Origin of the sequence: Brevibacterium sp. ZH18 (assembly GCF_022748595.1) — a bacterium.
Taxonomy (GTDB): domain Bacteria; phylum Actinomycetota; class Actinomycetes; order Actinomycetales; family Brevibacteriaceae; genus Brevibacterium.
Map to the genome: position 1 here is coordinate 52719 of NZ_JALDSX010000015.1, position 20231 is coordinate 72949.

Here is a 20231-nt window from a genome sequence, read left to right on the forward strand (position 1 = left end):
GGCTCACAGCCAGCCGTTGTCGCGGGCAATGCGGGCGGCATCGGCGCGGTTGCGGGCGTCGGTCTTGCCGATCGCTGCTGACAGGCGGTTGCGCACGGTGCCCGTCGAGAGGAAGGGCGCCGAGGCGACCTCCTCGATGCTGCCCCCGCCGGCTGTGGCACGGAGAACGTCGGTCTCCCGCTCGGTGAGCGGGTTGATGCCGTGCATCGAGGATTCGACGACGAGTTCGGGATCGATGACGCTCAGTCCCGCCATCACCCTGCGGATTCCTTCGGCGAGGTGTTCGACCGGAGCATCCTTGACCATGAACCCGCTGACTTCGGCGTCGATGGCCCGCTTGACCCACCCCGGACGCCCATAGGTCGTGACGATGATGACCTTGACCTGCGGATGCTGCGCATGGAGGACGGCGGCGACGACGATCACGGAGATGTAGGCGAGGAACGACAGCGAGGTCTCCCCGATGAGCGGGACCGCGACGCCGGCCAGGACGATCATGACGATCAGCGCGGTGAAGACGACCCATTTCGACGTTCGGGACAGACCCGAGTCGGGATTGCTGGTCTGACGGGACAGGCCGCCCACGCCGGCACCTGAGATCGCTAACGCCAGGTAGAAGACGATGGCGAAGACAACGGTCAGGCCCAGCCCCCAGAACCGAGCTGTGGGTTCTTGGCTCCAGGCGCCGGACAGTGGATAGCTGAGGAAGACGAGCCAGAAGAGGGGGAAGAACCAGCGGATGACTGGGAGCGACCGCGATTCGGTCTCTGAGCTCATTCCCGTCTCCTCGTCTCGCACAGTCAGGCCCCGGACGGCAGCGCTTTCGTGCGGCCGCCTCACACCCTGGCAGTGTCTCGGCGCAGTGCCCAGGCGGAACCTGTCACGAAGATCGCCAGCCAAACCACGACGTTGATCACTGCCCATCGATCGTAACCCCCGCCCAGCGGTGCACGGGCGATCTCGCCCGCACCGTAAGCGGGCGTGAAGCGTGCGATCGTCTGCAGCGCATCCGGCCAGACCGCCAGAGGAACGAAGAGCCCACCGATGAGTGAGAGGACGGCCAGGGCCATGCTCGAGAGCTGGATGGCGTTTTCGGCAGGCAGCAGATATCCGAGCATGACGCCGAAGGCTGCGAACACCGAGGAGGTGAGGATGACGAGGAGTCCGCAGACGATCATCGTCCCCAGTGGCGCATGGACTCCGGTCAGTGCGGTGAGGACGAAGACGGCGATGACGGAGAACGCCCCGAGCGCCATCGAGACGATGACTTTGGTGAGGATGTAAGCGGCCGGATGCAGCGGTGTCAGCGCCAGCTGGCGGCTCCACCCCAGTGCACGTTCGACCGCGACCTGCGCTCCGCCGGTGGTCGTGGCCACCATGGCCCCGTAGGTGGCCAGGGACACTGAGATGTAAAGGGCCGCATCGGTACTGCCGAGCATCTCACCCCGATTGGTCAGTCCGAAGATGAGGTAGAAGACCGCGGGCATGACCATGGTGAAGATGACAGTGCGTCGATTGCGCATTTTGCGGATCAGCTCGAGTCGCAGAAGGGTCCAGGAGAATCCTCCGAAGCGCGGAGCACGGCGGTCGCTCAGGGACTCGAGGAATCGGTTCGGACTCGCCGAGGTCGTGCCCTCGTCTGTGCGAAGAGTCGCGGTCTGGTCTGCGGTCGGGTTGGTGGTCGGGTTGGTGGTCGGGTTGGTGGTCATGTCATGCCCCTTTCGAGGTCAGGCTGATGAAGGCGTCTTCGAGTGAGTGGGAGGTGATTTCCAGATCAGTGCAGGCGTTGTCGAAGAGTGTTCGGGCAGCTGCGTCAGAGTCTGTCGTGCGCATCTTCAGCCGCCGGCCCTGGATCTCGACGGATTCGACACCAGCCAAGCCACCCAGGATGTCGAGAAGTGCCGTGTCACCGGTGTCTTCGAACGACTTCGACCCGGCGGGAAGTGCGGACGCCTCGACCGCACCGACGATTCCGTCGTCCTCGCTGTCGCGGAGAGGCAAGGTCGCGCTCACGGTCTTCGCCGCGGCCATCGATCGGATTTCGTGTGCCGGCCCGTCGGCGACGATTCGACCGTTCGCCACAAGGATCACTCGGTCGGCGAATTCGTCGGCTTCTTCGAGGTAGTGCGTGGCGAAGAGGATCGTCTTGCCTTGCAGAGCGTCGGCACGCATCTCGTGCCAGAAGTCCCGGCGGCCCGTGACGTCCATGCCAGTAGTGGGCTCGTCGAGGACGATGAGGGCCGGGTCCGGCAGGAGAGCCATGGCGAAGCGGAGTCGCTGCTTCTGTCCGCCCGAGCACTTCTTGACGGTCGACTTCGCGATTTCGGCGATGCCGGCACGTTCGAGAACGACGTCGACATCGAGGGAGGAGGCGAAGATCGCCGAGGTGTACTCAACGGTTTCGCGCACCGTCAGGTCATCGAGGAGTCCCCCGGTCTGCATCACCGAGCTGACGAGCCCGCGACTGACCGCCCGCCGAGGTGACATGCCGAAGACCTCGACCGACCCCTCATCCGGAAGGCTGAGTCCCAGGAGCATGTCGACCGTTGTCGTCTTGCCTGCACCGTTGGGCCCGAGGAAGGCGACGACTTCGCCCGGTCGGATACTCAGGTCGATGTCGTCGACTGCGGTGAGGCTACCGAAGCGCTTGGTCAGGTGGTCGAGGACGACGGCGGACGGGATCGTGCCCTGATCGGTTGTGCTGTGTGCTGCTGTCATCTGTGTGGTCATGACTTCAGATTAGGAAGATGCAGGCGACCCTGCTGATGCCATTTGTCACTACCTGCGGCGCCTATTGTCGTTAGCCGTCCGGCTGTCGTTTGCCGTCCGGCTGTCGTTTGCCGTCCGGCTGTCGTTTGCCATCCGGACTCTGCTCTGAGCAGCGTTTCAGGAGATTCCAACTGCTCCTCCCTTTCGCCTCAACCTTGGTCGTGATTGGCTGGAGACTATGGAACCACTGTCGCTGCCGTTGACCACAGACCGGCTGAGTGTGCGTGCGTATCGCGAGACCGACGCCGAGGCACTTCTGCCCATCTACTCCCGCGAGGATGTTGCGCAGTTCCTCCTCTGCGAGCCCTGGAGTGCCGAGGAGGCACGGACCGAGATCGCCCAGCGCACTCCGAAGACCGGCTTGGACACCGAATCGCGTGCACTCTCGCTGATCGTCGAAACCAAGGACGGCCTCGACGGCCTCGAAGGCTCTGTCGTCATCGGCGACGTCAGCATCTGGCTCACCGGCGATTCAGCGGAGAAGGCAGAGATGGGCTGGGTGCTCAATCCTGCAGCTGGCGGCCACGGCTTCGCGTCCGAAGCGGCCACTGCGTTGCTCAATGTCGCCTTCGACCATTACGGACTCCACCGAGTCATCGCTCAGATGGATGCCCGGAACACCGCCTCGGCGAAAATGGCCGAGAGGCTCGGCATGACATGCGAGGCCCACCTGCGCCAGGACTGGTGGTCGAAGGGCGAATGGACGGACACCCTCGTCTTCGGGATGCTGAGCACCGACCGACACGTGGCGTGAAACGGACTGCACCTTTCCAAGAGCACTCGGCCTCCGGTTGTTTCTGAGTGCCCGGTCATCCATCACCCCCTGAGAGTCAAGGCGTCCGGCGTCGCAGAGTCAGGGAACCGACGATGATGGCGCAGACGATCCAGCAGCCGATGAAGAGGATCCGCAACCAGATGTACGCCGCGTCCTCGCCGCCCGTCGACACCGCAGTCAGAGCGTCGATCGCGTGCGACAGGGGCAGCCAGTCACCGATCACCTCAAGCACGTTTGGCAGCTGATCGCGGGGAAGGAAGATGCCGCCCAGCAGGATCTGCGGGAACACGAGCACCGGCATGAACTGCACGACCTGGAACTCGGTGCGGGCGAATGCGCTGGCGAGAAGACCGAGCGCCGTACCGAGAAGCGCATCCGCAATGGCGACGACGAAGAGCAGCACGATCGACTCTTCAATCTCCAGTCCACACACCACCGTGGCGAAACCCACCGCGATCGCCGTCTGCAGCACCGCAAGCAGGCCGAAGGCCAACGTGTACCCGAGGATGAAGTCGCCTCGACCCAACGGCATCGACAGCAGACGTTCGAGGGTGCCGCTGCGCCGTTCTCGCAGTGTGCTGATGCTCGTGACGAGGAACATCACGATGAACGGAAACAGCGCGAGCATCGCCGGGCCGATAGTGTCGAAGACGGTCGTCTCGTCGAAGATCCAGGCAACAAGGCCGATCAGCAGACTGGGCACGACGAGCAGCAGGCCGATGGTGCGCGGATCGTTGCGGATCTGGAGCAGCACTCGCCCTGCGGTCGCCAGGGTCCGTGATGGAGTCATCTCTTCGCCCTTTTCGAACGGCGCGGACTCCGCAACGGCGGGCTCCGCAATGGCGGGCTCGTCGCCAAAGGCCTCGTCGCCAAGAGCCTCGTCGATGCCGAGTTCGTCGATGCAGAGTTCGTCGACTTCGCGGCTCTCGTCGTCGAGTCCCTCGTGTCCGTCTCGGCTTCGATGATCCGCAGGAACGCCTCCTCCGCCGAGGCGGCCCGTGTGCTCTCGAGCAGCTCGCGCGGAGTGGTATCGGCGATCACCGCTCCCTCACGCATGAGAAGCAGCCGATCACACCGCGTCGCCTCGTCCATGACGTGACTCGAGACGAGCAGTGTCGCCCCTTCATCCGCGATGCGACGGAAGATGCCCCACAGGTCGGAGCGCAGAACCGGGTCGAGACCAACCGTGGGCTCGTCGAGGACCAGCAGCTCCGGCGAACCGAGCATCGCAGCCGCCAGCGAAACACGATTGGCCTGCCCGCCGGAGAGTGTGCGGGCGAGCTGATCGGCTTGTCCCGTCAGGCCGGTGCGCTCGATGACTCGGTCGACATCCGACTTCGGCACACCCTGCACCCGTGCGAAGTAACGCAGATTCGCGCGCACCGAAAGATCGTCGTAGATGCTTGGCAGCTGCGTCATATAGCCGACCCGGTGGCGCAGAAGAGCCGACCCTGCCGGCTCGCCGAGCACACTGATCGTTCCGCCGCTGACGATCTGGACCCCGACGATCGCGCGCATGAGCGTCGTCTTCCCGCTGCCGCTGGGCCCGAGCAGCCCGATGATCGCACCACGCGGCAGCGTCAGGTCGAGGCCGTCGATCACGGTGTTGCGCCCGCGTCGGATCGTCAGTCCCTGAGCCTCGATCGCGTTGCCCATCATAAGAAGAATAAGACTCCCGATAGTGGTGCACGTCAAGTGCCCCATGATACGAAAGGTCTGGGAAACAATCCGAAAACCCCGCCAAAGGTTCACGAAACGGGCCTCTGTTTGGTCAGAACCACCTCGGCGGGGGTCATAGCGTGGGAATAGCAAACGTCGCATCGAAAGGTTCTCAAGGTTCCCATGTACAGGCAGTCGTCGAAATTGGCCAACGTCCTCTATGACATCCGAGGACCCGTCCTCGAGGAGGCCGAGGCGATGGAGGCCGCGGGCCACACCATCCTCAAGCTCAATATCGGCAACCCTGCTCCCTTCGGATTCGAAGCCCCCGAGGCGATCGTCCAGGACATGGTCAAACAGCTGCCCGTGGCTCAGGGGTACTCGGACTCGCGTGGAATCCTGTCCGGTCGCCGCGCCGTCGTCCAGTACTACGAGACCAGAGGCATCCACAATCTGGACACCCCCGAGGTCTTCCTGGGCAACGGAGTCAGCGAACTCATCACCCTGTCCCTGCAAGCACTGTGCAACCCCGGCGACGAGATCCTCGTGCCCAGCCCGGATTACCCGCTGTGGACTGCCTCGGTCGCACTGTCCGGCGGCACCCCGAAGCACTACGTCTGCGACGAGTCCACCGCCTGGCAGCCCGATCTCGAGGACCTCGAGTCGAAGATCACCGACAACACCCGCGGCATCGTCGTCATCAACCCGAACAACCCCACCGGCGCGGTCTATTCGAAGGAGACCCTGAAGAAGATCGTCGACATCGCCCGTCGCCACGACCTCATCATCTTCGCCGACGAGATCTACGAGAAGATCACCTATGACGGCGTCGAAATGGTCAATATGGCCACTCTGGCCGGCGACGATGTCTTGTGCCTGACGTACTCGGGCCTGTCCAAGGCCTATCGGATCGCCGGCTACCGCGCCGGCTGGCTGGCCATCACCGGCCCCCTGAAGGAAGCGAAGAGCTACCTCGAGGGGATCAAACTCCTGGCGAACATGCGCATGTGCGCAAACGTTCCCGCCCAGCACGCGATCCAGGCGGCACTGGGCGGAAAGCAGTCGATCGAGAGCCTCGTGCTGCCGCAGGGACGCCTCGGAGCTCAGATGAACCTCGCCCACAAGGGACTGAACTCCATCGATGGCGTCTCGGCACACAAGGCCGACGGCGCGCTCTACATGTTCGCGAAACTCGACGTCGAGAAGTTCGGGATCACCGACGACGAACAGTTCGCGCTCGATCTGCTGCGTGAGCAGAAGATCCTCGTCTCCCACGGAACGGCCTTCAACTGGTCGCGCCCCGACCACTTCCGGCTCGTCACCCTGCCCTCTGTCGAGGTTCTGGACGAGTCGATCAACCGCCTCGGCGAGTTCCTCTCCGGGTATCAGCAGCAGGCGACGAGCTCCTGTGAGCTGTCTGCCGCGGCGGGGTGAAGCGTCTGCGCTCTCGTGGATTGCGCATCACGGCCATCGCCGTGGTCCTGGTCCTCGTCATCGTCCTCGGCGCGGGAGCATGGTGGTTTCGCTGGGTGCCTGAGCATCGACCACCGCTCGATCGGGCCACCGGCGAGGTCCATGCGATCGACGTCTCGAACCATCAGGGCACCATCGACTGGGGTGCCGTCGCCGACGATGGGATCGGCGCGGCGATGATCAAAGCGACCGAAGGCAATGACTATGCGGACCCTCGCTTCGCAGAGAACTGGGAGCAGTCGGGAGGCGCCGACATCCGCCGAGGTGCCTACCATTTCTTCACCCTCTGCTCACCAGGAGCGGAGCAGGCCGAGAACTTCCTCAGGACCGCCCCTCCAGATCCGCAGGCTCTGGCTCCCGCCGTCGACCTCGAACTCATCGGCTCTTGTGAGAAACGGCCTTCGCAGTCCAGCGTCGATGGTGATCTCGAGGATTTCCGACGCATCGTCGAGGAGGCGTGGCAGCGTCCGCTGCTTGTCTATGCTCGCGGGTCATTCACCTCCGAGTACTCGATCGGAGCTCTGGACGACAACCCTCAGTGGGTGACGAACTTCTTCGTCCGGCCTCTCGATGACGGGTGGACGATGTGGCAGGTCCACTACTTCGCGAAAGTCGAGGGCATCGACGGCGATGTCGACCTCGATGTCCTGCGAACCGAAGATTGACGGGCTGCGCGACTGCTCATTCTCAGCTCATTCTGGACTCCCATCATGGACAGCGGGCACAATCCACCCGCTGACCACAGAAGGAGCTCGTCTTGAACTCGTCCTCTCCGCTCACCCAGACCTCGTACCGGTCACCGACTGAGATATCCGCAGCAGACACGTCTCGCTGGATGAAGGTCCCGACCATCACCGCGACTTTCTGGACTATCAAGATACTGTCCACCACGGTCGGTGAGACCTTTGCCGACTACCTGGCAGTGGACGTCGGGCTTGGGCCCCTCATCACGACAGGCATGATGGTGCTCCTCCTTGCGGTGGCGCTCGTGATCCAGTTCCGCACGCGGAAGTACACGCCGTGGATCTACTGGCTCTGCGTCGTTCTGGTGAGCATCGTCGGCACGCAGATCACCGATTTCTTCACCGACACGTTGGGCGTCAGTCTCTATGTCTCGACCGCAGTCTTCACCGTCCTGCTGATCGCAGTCTTCAGCGTCTGGTATCGGCAGGAGCGCACGCTCGCGATCGACTCGATCGACACTGTCCGACGTGAGTCCTTCTACTGGGCCGCGATCCTCACCGCATTCGCCCTCGGCACCGCCGCCGGCGATCTCGCCACCGAGGCACTCGGACTCGGATTCCTCCTCGGCTCGATCATTTTCGGTGCGCTGATTCTCGCGTGCTGGGCTGCGATTCGGTTCGGAGCCCCAGCCGTCGCCGCCTTCTGGGTGGCCTACGTTCTGACCCGTCCGTTGGGAGCATCGATCGGAGACCTCCTGACTCAGGACCGCACCTACGGCGGAATGGGGCTCGGGGCAGCGGCAACCAGCATCATCTTCCTCGCAGTCATCGTGGTCCTCGTAGTTCGCGAACAGATCCTCGTCCACCGTCACGGCGTGCTGGTCAAGGGACAGTCCGTTCCGGGCGGTCGCGTTCGCGACATTGCCTTCGCCGGGGCCGCGGTCGCCGTGATCATCGCGTCGGCTTCGACGGTGATGGTCGTTCGCTCGACACAAACACAGTCGACGTCCACGGCTGACAGCGCCTCAAGCTCTCAGCACACAGGGCCCCTCGGCGATCTGTCACAGTTCTCAACGATCGCCGATGATGTGAATAAGAAGATCGAAGCCGGTGACCTTCCGGCGGCACGCACCCGTGTCAAAGACCTTGAGACGGCGTGGGACAGCGCCGAGGCCGGCCTCAAGCCGAAGTCACCCTCCACGTGGGAACGATCGACAAAGCCGTTGACGGCGAGCTCACTGCACTGCGTGCGAGCCATCCGGATCAGAAGACCAGCGTGAAGGCATCGCACCATCTGCAGTCGGTACTGTCCTCACAGTAACCGGGAAGGCGATTGGGTCATGATGGTACGCAACCGGCAGACAGGGGTCGGCAGACCGGGGTCGGCAGACCGGGGTCGGCAGACCGGGGTCGGCAGACCGGGGTCGGCAGCCAGCATCGTCACCCGTCGGCGCACGTGCCGGCACTTGTGCAGGCGTCCCCGCAGGCGCCTGTGCCGGTGCCGGCGCTTATTCCGGCTGCCAACGCCCATGCCGGCTGCCTGTGCCGGCGCCTGAGCCGGCTGCCAACGCCCCTGCCGGCGCCCATGGAGTTGAGAGGAACAGGATGAGGATACTCATGGCCGAGGACGATCAGATGATCACGTCCGTCCTTGAGCGACGGTTGGTCGAGGATGCCTATGTCGTCGAAGTCGTCGCCGATGGAAGGACAGCGTTGGAATACGCTCGAATCGGCGACTTCGACGTCGTCCTCCTCGACCTGGGTCTTCCGGGGTTGGACGGCATCGACGTGCTGGCGGCGCTTCGCGCGAGCAGCGGCGAGGGCCAAGAGCCCGCAGTCATCGTGATGACGGCACGAGGTTCTCTGTCCGACAAGGTCACCGGTTTGGACGCTGGGGCCGACGACTACCTGGTGAAGCCCTTCGCCTATGAGGAGCTTCGAGCACGACTTCGGGCAGTGAGCCGGCGCAGCTCGCCTCATTCCACGGCCGTCCTGCGCGCAGGATCCATCGCACTCGATGAGTCCAAGGCGATGGCCACCGTCGACGACGGCGTCGGCGTCACGCTGACCCGTCGTGAGCTGGCCCTGCTCCGTGCCCTGATCAGGCAACCTGGTGTGGTCCTATCACGGGCTCAACTCGAGTCGCATGTCTACGAAAGCGAAGTCGAGATCGAGTCCAATGCAATCGACTTCATCATTCGACGGCTGCGCGGAAAGCTCGGGGCGCAGTGCATTCGGAACGTGAGGGGGTTGGGATGGACGATTCCGAAAAGCCGATGAGTCCACACCGCCGGACACTGTCGCTGCGATCCCGACTGATTACAGCACTGACGTTCCTCGTCCTGGTGGTCGTCATCGGCACGGCCGCGTGGACGTATCATCGGGCGTTCGTGGAAGCGAAGGAGTCACAGGACGGGCTGCTGTCGCGAGTGGCGGAGATCGTCAGCGCTCCGGGGACCCAGTTCGTCCAGAGCAGTCTCGAGCAGACACCCAGCCAGTCCGGTCTCGTCGTCGAAGAGCTTGACCACTCAGCGAAATCCACGGGTCTGCCAGCGATCAGCAAAGACGGTCTCACCACTGTTGCGACACAGGACGGACGGCAGAGGGTCATGGTGCAGACTCTGTCCGATGGCCGCAGAATTGCCGTTGCCCAGCCCATCGCAGTTCGCGACGATGCGGTGCACGAGACACTGCTCTCCACCATGCTGCCCATCGTGCTCGGCGCCCCGATCCTGATCTTCGTGGCGTGGCTCGTCGTCACGTGGGCTCTGAAGCCGGTCGATGCGCTGCGTCGCGAGCTCGAACGCCGAGACGACGGGGCGCTTGACCCGTTGCCGCGCACGAAGGTCCCCTCGGAACTCGCGCATTTCCTCGACGCACTCGAGACCCATCATCTCCGTGCCTCAGAGGTCCTCGAAGGACAGCGACGTTTCGCCGCCGAGGCTGCCCATGAGCTCCGCACGCCCGTTGCGGCCGTGTCACTTCAGGCAGAACACCTGTTGGCTGCCGATTCTGACGTCGACCGAGCGCAGCGACAGGGAGAATTGAGCGAAGGGCTGGCTCGACTGCGAGCACTGTGCGAGCAGCTGCTGGTACTCGGCGACCAGACTCCCCAGCAAGACCGACGGGTTCCGCTCGATGACATCATCCGTTCAGTTGCCGGCGACTTCCTCAGCTTGGCCGATGATATGCAGACGGACGTGCTCTGGGACCTCAGTGATGCGGGACGGTGTTCTGTGCCGGAAGCAGGCACGCGCAGCGTTCTGCAGAATCTGGTCGGCAATGCCATCCGATATGCAGGAGCTGGAGGCTCGATCGACGTGAGTGCTCACAGGGAACACGACGTGCTCCGCCTCGAGGTCCTCGACCATGGTCCAGGTATTCGCGAGCCGGAGAGGGCATTGAACGCGTTCCATCGAGAGGCGGGTCAGGACACCCCTGGAACTGGACTCGGCCTTGCGATTGCAGTGCGCACACTCGCGCGTCTGGGCGGTGAGCTGCACCTCCTCCCCCGGCCGGACGGAGACCATGGCACGCTTGCACGGGTCACGATCCCGCTGGATGCACCGGCCGAAGCGCCCTGAGGACTCCCTCGCAGATACATTGACGACCCACCCGTGGATGATGGTTCACCGCGCGACAGGGTGATTTTCGAAGCACCGAGGCACAACAGCCTCGGTGCTTCGGCATTGTTCGACATTGTTCGACAGGGTCTTTTCTCGACACAGACAGTCCCCGAACGTCACAGAAATTCATAGTCTAGTAATTCAGTCGACTTAGTAGATATGGTGTCCTCAATCGTCCTCATGTGAAAGGCACACCATGCGCCAGCTCATCGTCCTCGGTATCGTCGGACTCCTCGCCCAACTCATCGACGGCTCCCTCGGGATGGCCTACGGGGTGACATCGACGACCCTGCTGCTCGCAGCCGGAATCGCCCCCGCCACCGCCTCGGCGGCTGTTCACTTCTCTGAGATCGGGACGTCACTCGTCTCGGGAATCTCCCACCACAAGTTCGGCAACGTCGATTGGAAGACCGTCTCGATCCTCGCCGTCCCGGGCTTCATCGGCGCCTTCGTCGGAGCCACATTCCTTGCCGGCCTCAATGGCGACGCGGCCACCCCGTGGATCTCGGGGATTCTGCTCGCCCTCGGCATCTACGTGATCTGGAGATTCCTCGCCCTCGGAGGTCGTCGCCCCGTCTTCAAAGGCCGCCCGGGCGTCAAACTCCTCATCCCCGTCGGCCTGGTCGGCGGCGCCCTGGACTCCATCGGCGGAGGCGGATGGGGGCCGGTCGGGACGACGACTCTCCTGTCGACCGGACGGCTGGAACCGCGCAAGGTCGTCGGATCCATCGACACCAGCGAGTTCGTCGTGGCCGTCGGCGGATCGCTCGGGTTCCTCTTCGCGCTCGGAGCATCAGAGATCGACTGGAAAATCGCCGCGGCACTGCTCGTCGGCGGCGTCATCGCAGCACCGGTTGCCGCCTGGCTGGTCCGCATTCTGCCCGCCCGGGTCCTCGCCATCGCGGCCGGAGGGATCATTATCCTCACCAATGCGCGCACGATCCTGATGGCCCTCGATGCCTCCCCTGCTGTGCTCTCCACCGTCCTCGCTGCGCTCGCACTGGCCTGGATCGGCCTGCTCACCCACACCGTTCGGCTCGAGCGCAGGGTGCGCAAGGAGGAAGGTGCCGAAACAACCGCACCCGCCGAGGCTGTCGCCCGTTCCTGAGTCGAGCTGGGTCGGGTAGGGCCGAGGTTGGGCTCGGCTGGATCGAGCCGGGCTGGCCCGGACCCAGACAGCTCCGATGCGCGTCAGATCAGACGGTCTCGCTGTTACGATGGCGAAATGCGGGTGACCACGAAATCTGACTACGCCCTGCGCGCACTCATCGAAATCGCCAACGCCGTCGACGAAGAGCCCTTGAGCGCCGACGAGATCGGAAAACGGCAGGACATCCCCAAAGGATTCCTGCAGTCGATCCTCGCCGACCTGCGCCGAGGCGAGATCCTCGCATCCGTCCGCGGCAAGTCCGGAGGGTGGAAGTTCGTCCGACCTCCGCAATACGTCACCGTGGCCGATGTCATCCGCGCCGTCGACGGCCCCTTAGTCTCCATCTACGGCCAACGACCCGAATCCGTCGAATACGACGAGGCTGCCGAGTCACTCCAGCAGGTGTGGATCGCTGCCCGCTTCGCTCTGCGGGATGTTCTCGAGCGGGTCTCCATCGCTGACCTGGCGTCGAAGTCCCTGCCACCGGAGGTCTCCGAAAAGGTCGCCGTCGAGGATGCCTGGAACCCGCACTGAGGTCCTCACCGCATGGTTCTATCACTCACGCAAGGAACTTCTTCATATCAGTGAGCACTCTGTTTGCGGCAACGACCGACGCATTGAGGAACCACGGGTCGACATCGACCTCGAACGCATGCCCTTTGGCCACGACGGGCAGCTTCTTCCACAGTTGAGCATCGGTGAGTTGTCCGCCGCCGTCGGGGAAGGCGTAGAAGAGCCAATCCGCGTCGAGCGCATTAATCCTTTCCAAGGAGAGACCGCGACTGGGCTTATCGTCGAATTGCTGTAGCTTCGGCCGAGTGAGACCGGCATCCTCGGCAACGATGCCGGCGAGGGCTCGACTTCCGAAGTACAGGTACTCATCGCCTCGAGCACGGGCCAGGGAGACGCTCTCTCGTCCACCTCCTGATGCGCTTCCTGCTGCACCGCTTCGCGAAGCACCCCAGTCCTCGGCTCGCTTCTGATAGTCGGCCAGAAGCCTGTCGGCTTCATCCTGCTTCTTCAGGGCCTTGCCGACGATCGAGAGGTCATCCTTGAAGTTCTCGCTTCCGCCGTGCGTGTTCACTGTGGTCGCGATCTGCGCGAATTCGTCATTGAGCTTCTTCGGACTGCGATCGTTCGAAAGGATGAGGTCGGGTTCGAGGGCCGCAACCTTCTCCATGTCCGGACTCCCCCGTTCACCGACGATCTCAATACCATCGAGATCAAATCGATCACCGAACTCCTCACTGAGGAAGTTGGGAATCCCCGTGCCGCCAGTTGCCTCCGAACGGGCAACGGCAAGTCCGACCGGAACGCTTCCGAGTGCCAGGCAATTGTCGAGGTGCCCCGTCGACAACGCGACCACGCGTTTCGGTTGCACGGACGCCTCGGCAACGGAAACCTCGCCGGACTGGCTGCTGCAGGCGGAGAGCACCATTGCGCCGACCCCCATCGCGCTGCCGAAGAATGCCCTCCGTCCGAGCACCGGCCGCGCCCCCTCCCACGAGGAAATGCCGCGCTGAAGGCAATGAGCTGTCGGCCCGTTCGCATGATCTGTCATATTGGATAGCCTATCCTAATCAACAATTGCTTTGAGCCGCGACGCCCAATCCCGCTGCCGCAGTTCACCGGAAGCGGAGCGCCCGCCTCGGGACGATCCGGACAGTTTCTCAGAGGGCTGCCAGCTGACTTCCGCAATGATTGAGTCATGGACATCTCATCGCTGCTCGTCTCGTTCGGGCCCTTCGCACTCTGCGCGATCGCCCTCATCGTCTTCGTGGAGAACGGCCTGCTCTTCCCGTTCCTCCCGGGAGACAGCCTGGTCTTCGCTGCAGCTCTCCTCGCCGCCCAGCTCCATGTCCATTGGGCGCTCATCACCCTCATCGCCGCACTCGCAGCACTTCTCGGCGGAGAAATGGGCTACTACCTGGGCAAACGCTTCGGTCCGCGGATGTTCCGCCCCGATGCCCGCATCCTCAACACGCAGCGCCTGAAGGATGCGGAGCGCTTCTTCGACCGCTGGGGCGCGATGTCCATCATCCTGGGACGGTTCGTCCCGATCATCCGCACCTATCTCGCTCCGGCGGCGGCCGTGGCGAAGATGCGCCACTCCTCGTTCTCCCTGTGGAACGCGATCAGCGCAGTCGCCTGGGCGGGCCTCTTCGGAATCGCCGGACGACTCTTCGGTTCGATCCCCTGGGTCGCCCACAACGTCGAGTGGATCGCGCTGGGCATCGTCGTCGTGACGGTCGCACCCATCATCGTCACCGCATTGGCCCGCAGGCGTCGTTCCACGAAGTCAGAGACTGCCGAGTCTGCTGAGTCTGCTGACCCGACTGAGCCTGCTGAACCTGCTGAACCTGCCGAATCTACTGAGTCTGCTGAGCCGAAGCTGTAGAACTCAGCTCACCGCCATTGCGCGGTGACCGTGCGGACGTCGGCGACCACCTCGGCGATGGCGGCATTGTGCGCCGCGACGATCGGGTCGTGTCGGCCGACCTTCGCTTTCGACTCCTGCGTCCGCGAGCGCGAAACGAGGAGGACGTCGCGGCGGCAGGCGCTCAACGGCATGGGGATGACCTCGATGCTCTGATCCTGGGGCAGTGAGGATTCGGGGATCATCGCTACGGCCAGACCGGCCGCGATCATGCGGATGATCGCCGCGTAGTCGTCCATCCGCATCCCGACCCGGGGTTCGAAGCCGGCGGCGACGCAGAACGATCGGACCACCTCGTCGATGGCATCGCCCGGGTCGATACTGAATGCCCAGGTCTGCGAGACGACCGCGGTGAGGTCCGGCATGCCTTGGGCATCGACGCTGACCGCGCCCACTGACTTCGGCACGCAGAGGTAGAGCTGTTCCGAATACAGCTGCCGAGCAGTCAGCGCCGCGGGGATCCATGTCTTGTCGATGTCCGTCGAAACGAGCAGCGCGAGGTCGAGGTCGCCGGATTCGAGCCCGGCGACGAGCTTGGCATGTTCGTCCATCGTGACGTCGAGAGCGGCGTTGCCGTCGTTGGTCGCGCTGACCTTGGTCGCGCTGCCGTCGTTGGTCGCGTTGACCTTGGTCGCGCTGTCGTCAGCCGTCTGCCACCGAGGGCGCTTCTGCAGCTGATAATGCAGCTTCGGAATGACCCGCCCGCCCACGGTCGGCACCGCCCCGATCTTGACGGGGACCGCCTGCGATTCCCGCCACAGAGCCACCTCGTCGCCGAGGCGGTCGCACAGTCCCAGGATTTCGTTCGCCCGTGAGACCACGAGGTTGCCCACCACCGTGGGCTGCGAACCGCGGGGGCTCTTCGCGATGAGCGTCGACCCCAGACTGCGTTCGAGATTGCGCAGATGATGATTGACCGTCGGCTGACTCCAGGACAGTGACGCCGCTGCGGCCGCAACGGACCCGGACTCGGCGATCGCGCGCAGAGCCATCAGACCACGAGTATCCAGAGCTTCCATCATTCTCCACCCCTCAGTTCAATAGTGAGTATAGATCAGGTGAGGAAACTTGCTATTCTGCGGCAAGGCGGCATTGCCTAATCTGGGATCATGACCGTCCACCAGGATTCCCCGATGCCCTCAGCTCCGCACTCCGCGACCTCCGCTCGACTGCCCGAAGGTCGACCCTCGGACGCGGATTCGGCAGTGGAATCACGGACCGCGCGTGACCCGCAGACGCGTGCCTTTGACGCCGACCCGCAGACGCGTGCCCCCTACGCCGATGCGCTGGCAGCAGCAGCCGCGAAGGACTCCCTGTTCCTGTCCACCCCTGGGCACGGCGGAATCGGCTCGGGAATCTCGGCCGGTCAGGCCGAATACTTCGGCGAGCACACCCTCTCCCTGGACATCCCCCCGCTCTTCGACGGCATCGACCTCGGTGTCGACACCCCGAAGGACGAAGCCCTGCAACTGGCCGCCGAGGCCTGGGGCGCACGGCGCACCTGGTTCCTCACGAACGGCTCGTCACAGGGCAATCGCATGACGGCGCTGGCCATCGGCACCCTGGGCACGGGCGTGGTCACTCAGCGCAGCGCCCATTCGAGCTTCATCGACGGCATCGTGCTGGCCGGACTCAACCCCGGCTTCGTCTACCCGAATGTCGACGAGGTCAACGGCATCGCCCACGGCGTCACCCCTGACTCGCTGCGTCGAGCCATCCGGTCCCACCCTGAGAAGGTCACCGCCGTCTACCTCGTGACCCCGAGCTATTTCGGTGCCGTCGCCGATGTCGAGGCCCTCGCCGAAGTGGCCCATGACGCGGGCGCGTGCCTCATCGTCGATGCCGCGTGGGGTGCACATTTCGGCTTCCATCCGGACCTGCCCACCTCACCGGTTACCCAGGGTGCCGACATCGTCATCATGAGCACCCACAAGCTCGCCGGCTCGTTCACGCAGTCCGCACTGCTCCACCTCGGTGACACCGAGTTCGCCGACCGGCTCGAGCCTGCATTGGCCCGCGCCTTCATGATGACCGCGTCGACGAGCGAGAACGCTCACCTCATGGCGTCGATCGACATCGCCCGCCGGGATCTCATGAACTCCCACGAGACGATCTCGGACTCGATCGAGAACGTCCGGCAGATCCGCGCGCAGATCGAAGGCTCCGAGCACTACCATCTGCTGTCCGGGGACTTCATGAATCACCCCGACGTCGTCGACATCGACCCCTTCCGCCTGCCCATCGACATCACCTCGACGGGACTCGACGGGCACACGGTGCGCAAACGCCTGACCGAGGAATTCGACATCTTCGCCGAGATGGCCACCGCGACCACGCTCGTCGCCCTCATCGGCATCGGGAAGTCGCTCGACCTCACCCGGCTCTTCGACGCACTGGATGAGATGCGTCGGGACACCGCCGATTCCCGCGTCGCGGAAGCTGACGACTCAGCACAACCCCCGGCGGGACCTGCCAAGGGCACAACCGCCTCGGCGGGGATCCCTCCCCTGCCAGCGGCTGGGAAGCTCGTGCAGCTTCCCCGCGATGCTTTCTTCGCGGAGTCCGAACTCGTCACCGCCGCCGAGGCTGTCGGCCGGATCAGCGTAAGCTCGCTGGCCGCGTACCCTCCCGGCATCCCGAACGTCCTCCCCGGCGAGGAGATCACCACCGAGACGATCGATTTCCTCCAGGCCGTAGCCGCGCTCCCGTCGGGCCACGTCCGTGGTGCCGTCGACGCACAGCTTGCGATTTTCCGCGTGGCCAAGGAATAGCCGCAGTCCGGCCAGCCGCCTGATCACCCTCGTCACCGTGCGCCTTCGAGCGCCAGCGGGCGCGTTCGAGCGTCAGCACACCGCTCGGCCCTCGTTGCGAATAACCCAAGGCTTTTCTGATGTAAAGACATTCGCCCCGCCGACACCGGCCATAGAACCTCTGCCGAATCGGCAGCTTGCTGTGAGTTGGATCACTAAATTTGTTGACATAGCGGTAAAGTCACATCAAGATGTTCTGCGTTGCCAAAAACCGGCCGCCTCAACATCGCGCCCACCTCGGGTGGCGTGTAGCGCCGAGATCGGCATTGCGAACCGCTGGGGCGGCAGATAACCGAATTGCATCTGAAACGAGGAACCACTGATGTCAGAAGGCCACGACAGACCCGCTCCGAACAATGGGTAGCTGCCCCGCAGAGAGCGCAAAGCGCTGAAGAAGAAGCGCTTGGAGGCCGACCACTGCATCGTCATCGAGCCGAAATCCATTCGCACCGCAATCGGCGGAACCACAGTCGGCAACTTCATGGAATGGTTTGATTTCGGCGTCTACGGTTACCTCGCGGTCACCATGACGACCGTCTTCACCGAAGGCATGGACAGGCAGATGGGACTCCTCGTCACCCTGTTCGGCTTCGCGGTCTCCTTCCTCGTCCGCCCACTCGGCGGCATGGTCCTGGGACCGCTGGGTGACAAGAACGGACGCCAGAAGGTCCTCTTCTTCACCATGGCCACGATGGCCACCGCCACCGCGTTGATCGGCGTGCTGCCCACCGCAGCTCAGATCGGCCTGTGGGTGATCATTCCGCTCTACCTGCTCAAGATGATCCGGGGCTTCTCCACCGGCGGCGAATACGCCGGTGCGACTACGTACGTGTCTGAATTCGCTCCCGACAAGTCGCGTGGATTCTGGGCTTCCTGGCTCGATGTCGGCTCGTACCTCGGCTTCGCAGCGGGCGCGGGCACCGTCGCCATCACCACCATCATCTCGACGAGCGTCGCGGGAGACACCGCCATGGTCGACGGTGCGTGGAGGATCCCATTCCTCATCGCGATCCCTCTCGGCGCAGTCGCCATCTGGTTCCGTTTGAAGATCCCCGAGACTCCCAGCTTCGAAGCTTCCGTAGCCGAGGGGCTTGACGTCAAAGTCAAGGACGACAAGTATGCCCGCCATGGCCTCCTTGGGGTCATTCGTCACTTCTGGAAAGAGATCCTCATCGGCATCGCCATCGTTGCCGGGTCCCAGACAGTGGGCTACGCTCTCACGAGCTTCATGCCGACCTATCTCGAGGAGACGGTCAAGGTCTCGAACGTCCAGGCTGCGGTGGCCACCATTCCGGTGCTCGTCATCATGTCCGCCTGCCTGCCGCTCATCGGCAAGCTCTCCGACAAGATGGGCCGCAAGTTCGTCTTCCTCGTGGCCGCGGGAGCGACGATCGTCCTCATGGTCCCCGCCTTCGCCATCATGCAGATCGGCGAGATGTGGGCCGTCGTCATCGCACTGTTCATGGTTGCCGTGCCGGCTGGTTTCTACATCGCCTGCCTGGCATCGACGCTGCCGGCGCTGTTCCCGACGGCGTCGCGCTACGGCGCCATGGGCCTGACCTTCAACATCGGAGTCTCACTGTTCGGCGGTACCACCCCGCTGTTCAGTCAGGCGCTCATCGACCTCACCGGAAACTCGTACATGCCGGCGTTCTACATCATGTTCTTCTCGATCATCGCCTTCGTCGCGGTGCTCTTGATGAAGGAGTCCGCCCACAGGCCTCTGCTCGGGTCGTTCCCGACCGTGGGGTCGCACGAAGAGGCGGTCGAGCTGGCTCGCACACAGGATGACAATCCTGACCTCGATACGGACACCATGCCGATTCCGGTGGTGCAGGTGTGATCCTGGGCGGCAGCAGGACTGACCAACAGCCCTGACCAGCAGTCCCTGACCATCGCCGAGGCGGTCGCCCCCTGTCCTGGGGCGGCCGCTTTGTCGTCTGCTTCGCTTGGCCGTTGTCCAACTCCAGTCGAATCGCCCCGGGGTTTTCCGTCGGGCTAGAGGTCCTCGGCCCGCCTGAAATAGAAGAGATTGTCGATGACAAGAGCCTGAGCTTCGGCAGACCGGCCCGCCTCGATGAGCCCAACGAGATCGACGATCTGCTGCGCCGATTCGGCATCGACGATGGCGGCGATCGAATGGGCTGCGAAGACTCGCGACTGGTCTCGCAGCCGCAGACTGATATCGGCCGCCCGCCGGCCCAGACCGTGCTCCAGCAGATGTTCGTGGAAGAGACGATCGGCGGTCATGAAGCCGATCGTGTCATCCTCGAGTGCCGCGGCCAGAGCATCCTCGGCATGCCTGCGCAGATCGCCGAGCGCAGACTCACTCGCTGCCGGATCCTCGGTGGCCCGAGCACACAGGGCTTCGACCGCGGGCCCAGCGAGCAGGGCTCTGATGCGGATGATCTCCTCGAGGTCCTCTCGCGTCACCGGCACCAGACGGAAACCGCGATTCGGGACCGCCTCGACCGTGCCTTCAGCGACGAGAGACATCATGGCTTCTCGGACAGGGCTCAGGGAGATGCCCAACTGCTTGGCCAGCCCCGCGGCCGAATAGATGGTGTCGTCGGCGAGATCCCCGGTCGTGATCGCATGGCGGATGATGACGAGCGCGTGCTCCCTCAGTGTCGGAGTCGACTCGGGCCGGACAGGGGTCAACGCGTGACTGCCCGATCCGTGGCTGCCCGACGCCGAGCGCTTCGCATCAGGTGCGGCAGATTCGCTGGTGACCACAATTCTCCTTCGATGACTACGGAGTGCCTCATGTCAATACCCCCGGCTAATGAGGGTCGTGCCTCACACAAATTATCCCCGGGAACAACTCTCACCCCACCCGACTCGGCCTG

General features: G+C 63.8%; 19 protein-coding genes. 11 read left to right on the plus strand and 8 right to left on the minus strand.

Annotation, left to right across the window (positions count from 1 at the left end; all coding sequences use genetic code 11):
* Positions 1-3: 3 nt before the first annotated feature.
* The 3 genes from MPN20_RS07875 to MPN20_RS07885 are packed head-to-tail and all read right to left on the minus strand — an operon-like array spanning position 4 to position 2730.
* Complete coding sequence (locus MPN20_RS07875) at positions 4-777, minus strand: response regulator transcription factor (RefSeq protein WP_242780956.1); 774 nt, start codon at positions 775-777, stop codon at positions 4-6.
* 59 nt (positions 778-836) lie between these two features.
* On the minus strand, positions 837-1709 hold the full coding sequence (locus MPN20_RS07880) for an ABC transporter permease (protein WP_242780957.1): 873 nt from the start codon (positions 1707-1709) through the stop codon (positions 837-839).
* 1 nt (position 1710) lies between these two features.
* Complete coding sequence (locus tag MPN20_RS07885) at positions 1711-2730, minus strand: ABC transporter ATP-binding protein (protein WP_242780958.1); 1020 nt, start codon at positions 2728-2730, stop codon at positions 1711-1713.
* 217 nt (positions 2731-2947) lie between these two features.
* Here MPN20_RS07885 and MPN20_RS07890 point away from each other — a divergent pair, with 217 nt between their 5' ends.
* Positions 2948-3523, plus strand: a complete 576-nt coding sequence (locus MPN20_RS07890) for a GNAT family N-acetyltransferase (RefSeq protein ID WP_242780959.1) — start codon at positions 2948-2950, stop codon at positions 3521-3523.
* A gap of 76 nt (positions 3524-3599) precedes the next feature.
* Here MPN20_RS07890 and MPN20_RS07895 read toward each other — a convergent pair whose 3' ends face one another.
* Together MPN20_RS07895 and MPN20_RS07900 are read right to left on the minus strand one after the other, a co-directional pair.
* Entirely contained in the window at positions 3600-4334 is a 735-nt protein-coding gene (locus MPN20_RS07895) for an ABC transporter permease (protein ID WP_242780960.1), read from the minus strand.
* Positions 4331-5203: an ABC transporter ATP-binding protein gene (locus tag MPN20_RS07900; RefSeq protein ID WP_242780961.1), complete on the minus strand. Its 873-nt coding sequence runs from the start codon at positions 5201-5203 to the stop codon at positions 4331-4333. The genes MPN20_RS07895 and MPN20_RS07900 overlap by 4 nt, the downstream gene beginning before the upstream one ends.
* A 183-nt stretch (positions 5204-5386) precedes the next feature.
* Between MPN20_RS07900 and MPN20_RS07905 the strand changes: the two genes are divergently transcribed.
* The 7 genes from MPN20_RS07905 to MPN20_RS07935 all read left to right on the plus strand — a co-directional run bounded on the left by MPN20_RS07905 (position 5387) and on the right by MPN20_RS07935 (position 12669).
* Complete coding sequence (locus MPN20_RS07905; RefSeq protein WP_242780962.1) at positions 5387-6637, plus strand: pyridoxal phosphate-dependent aminotransferase; 1251 nt, start codon at positions 5387-5389, stop codon at positions 6635-6637.
* A gap of 20 nt (positions 6638-6657) precedes the next feature.
* Positions 6658-7341 carry a GH25 family lysozyme gene (locus tag MPN20_RS07910; protein WP_242780963.1) on the plus strand — a complete coding sequence of 228 codons (684 nt, stop codon included), beginning with the start codon at positions 6658-6660 and terminating at the stop codon, positions 7339-7341.
* A 92-nt stretch (positions 7342-7433) separates the two neighbouring features.
* Entirely contained in the window at positions 7434-8639 is a 1206-nt protein-coding gene (locus MPN20_RS07915) for a hypothetical protein (protein ID WP_242780964.1), read from the plus strand.
* A gap of 325 nt (positions 8640-8964) precedes the next feature.
* Positions 8965-9639 (plus strand): response regulator transcription factor, encoded by a 675-nt coding sequence (locus MPN20_RS07920; RefSeq protein ID WP_242780965.1) that lies wholly within the window; start codon positions 8965-8967, stop codon positions 9637-9639.
* Entirely contained in the window at positions 9615-10943 is a 1329-nt protein-coding gene (locus MPN20_RS07925) for an ATP-binding protein (RefSeq protein ID WP_242780966.1), read from the plus strand. The genes MPN20_RS07920 and MPN20_RS07925 overlap by 25 nt, the downstream gene beginning before the upstream one ends.
* A gap of 238 nt (positions 10944-11181) precedes the next feature.
* Positions 11182-12093 (plus strand): sulfite exporter TauE/SafE family protein, encoded by a 912-nt coding sequence (locus tag MPN20_RS07930; RefSeq protein ID WP_242780967.1) that lies wholly within the window; start codon positions 11182-11184, stop codon positions 12091-12093.
* Between the two features lie 117 nt (positions 12094-12210).
* Positions 12211-12669: an Rrf2 family transcriptional regulator gene (locus MPN20_RS07935; RefSeq protein WP_242780968.1), complete on the plus strand. Its 459-nt coding sequence runs from the start codon at positions 12211-12213 to the stop codon at positions 12667-12669.
* Positions 12670-12694: 25 nt separating this feature from the next.
* On the opposite strand, the gene MPN20_RS07940 is transcribed toward MPN20_RS07935, so the two are convergent.
* Entirely contained in the window at positions 12695-13696 is a 1002-nt protein-coding gene (locus MPN20_RS07940) for an iron-siderophore ABC transporter substrate-binding protein (protein ID WP_242780969.1), read from the minus strand.
* A 147-nt stretch (positions 13697-13843) separates the two neighbouring features.
* On the opposite strand from MPN20_RS07940, the gene MPN20_RS07945 reads away from it, so the two are divergent.
* Positions 13844-14533 carry a VTT domain-containing protein gene (locus MPN20_RS07945; protein WP_242780970.1) on the plus strand — a complete coding sequence of 230 codons (690 nt, stop codon included), beginning with the start codon at positions 13844-13846 and terminating at the stop codon, positions 14531-14533.
* An 8-nt stretch (positions 14534-14541) separates the two neighbouring features.
* Here MPN20_RS07945 and MPN20_RS07950 read toward each other — a convergent pair whose 3' ends face one another.
* A complete protein-coding gene (locus tag MPN20_RS07950) occupies positions 14542-15594 on the minus strand; it encodes a LysR substrate-binding domain-containing protein (protein ID WP_242780971.1) in 1053 nt (350 codons plus the stop codon).
* Positions 15595-15681: 87 nt separating this feature from the next.
* Here MPN20_RS07950 and MPN20_RS07955 point away from each other — a divergent pair, with 87 nt between their 5' ends.
* Positions 15682-17343 (plus strand): aminotransferase class V-fold PLP-dependent enzyme, encoded by a 1662-nt coding sequence (locus tag MPN20_RS07955; RefSeq protein ID WP_242780972.1) that lies wholly within the window; start codon positions 15682-15684, stop codon positions 17341-17343.
* Positions 17344-17785: 442 nt separating this feature from the next.
* Positions 17786-19225 (plus strand): MFS transporter, encoded by a 1440-nt coding sequence (locus MPN20_RS07960; protein WP_242780973.1) that lies wholly within the window; start codon positions 17786-17788, stop codon positions 19223-19225.
* Positions 19226-19380: 155 nt separating this feature from the next.
* Here the strand turns inward: MPN20_RS07960 and MPN20_RS07965 are convergent, their stop codons facing one another.
* Positions 19381-20118: a GntR family transcriptional regulator gene (locus MPN20_RS07965; protein ID WP_242780974.1), complete on the minus strand. Its 738-nt coding sequence runs from the start codon at positions 20116-20118 to the stop codon at positions 19381-19383.
* Between the last annotated feature and the right edge of the window lie 113 nt (positions 20119-20231).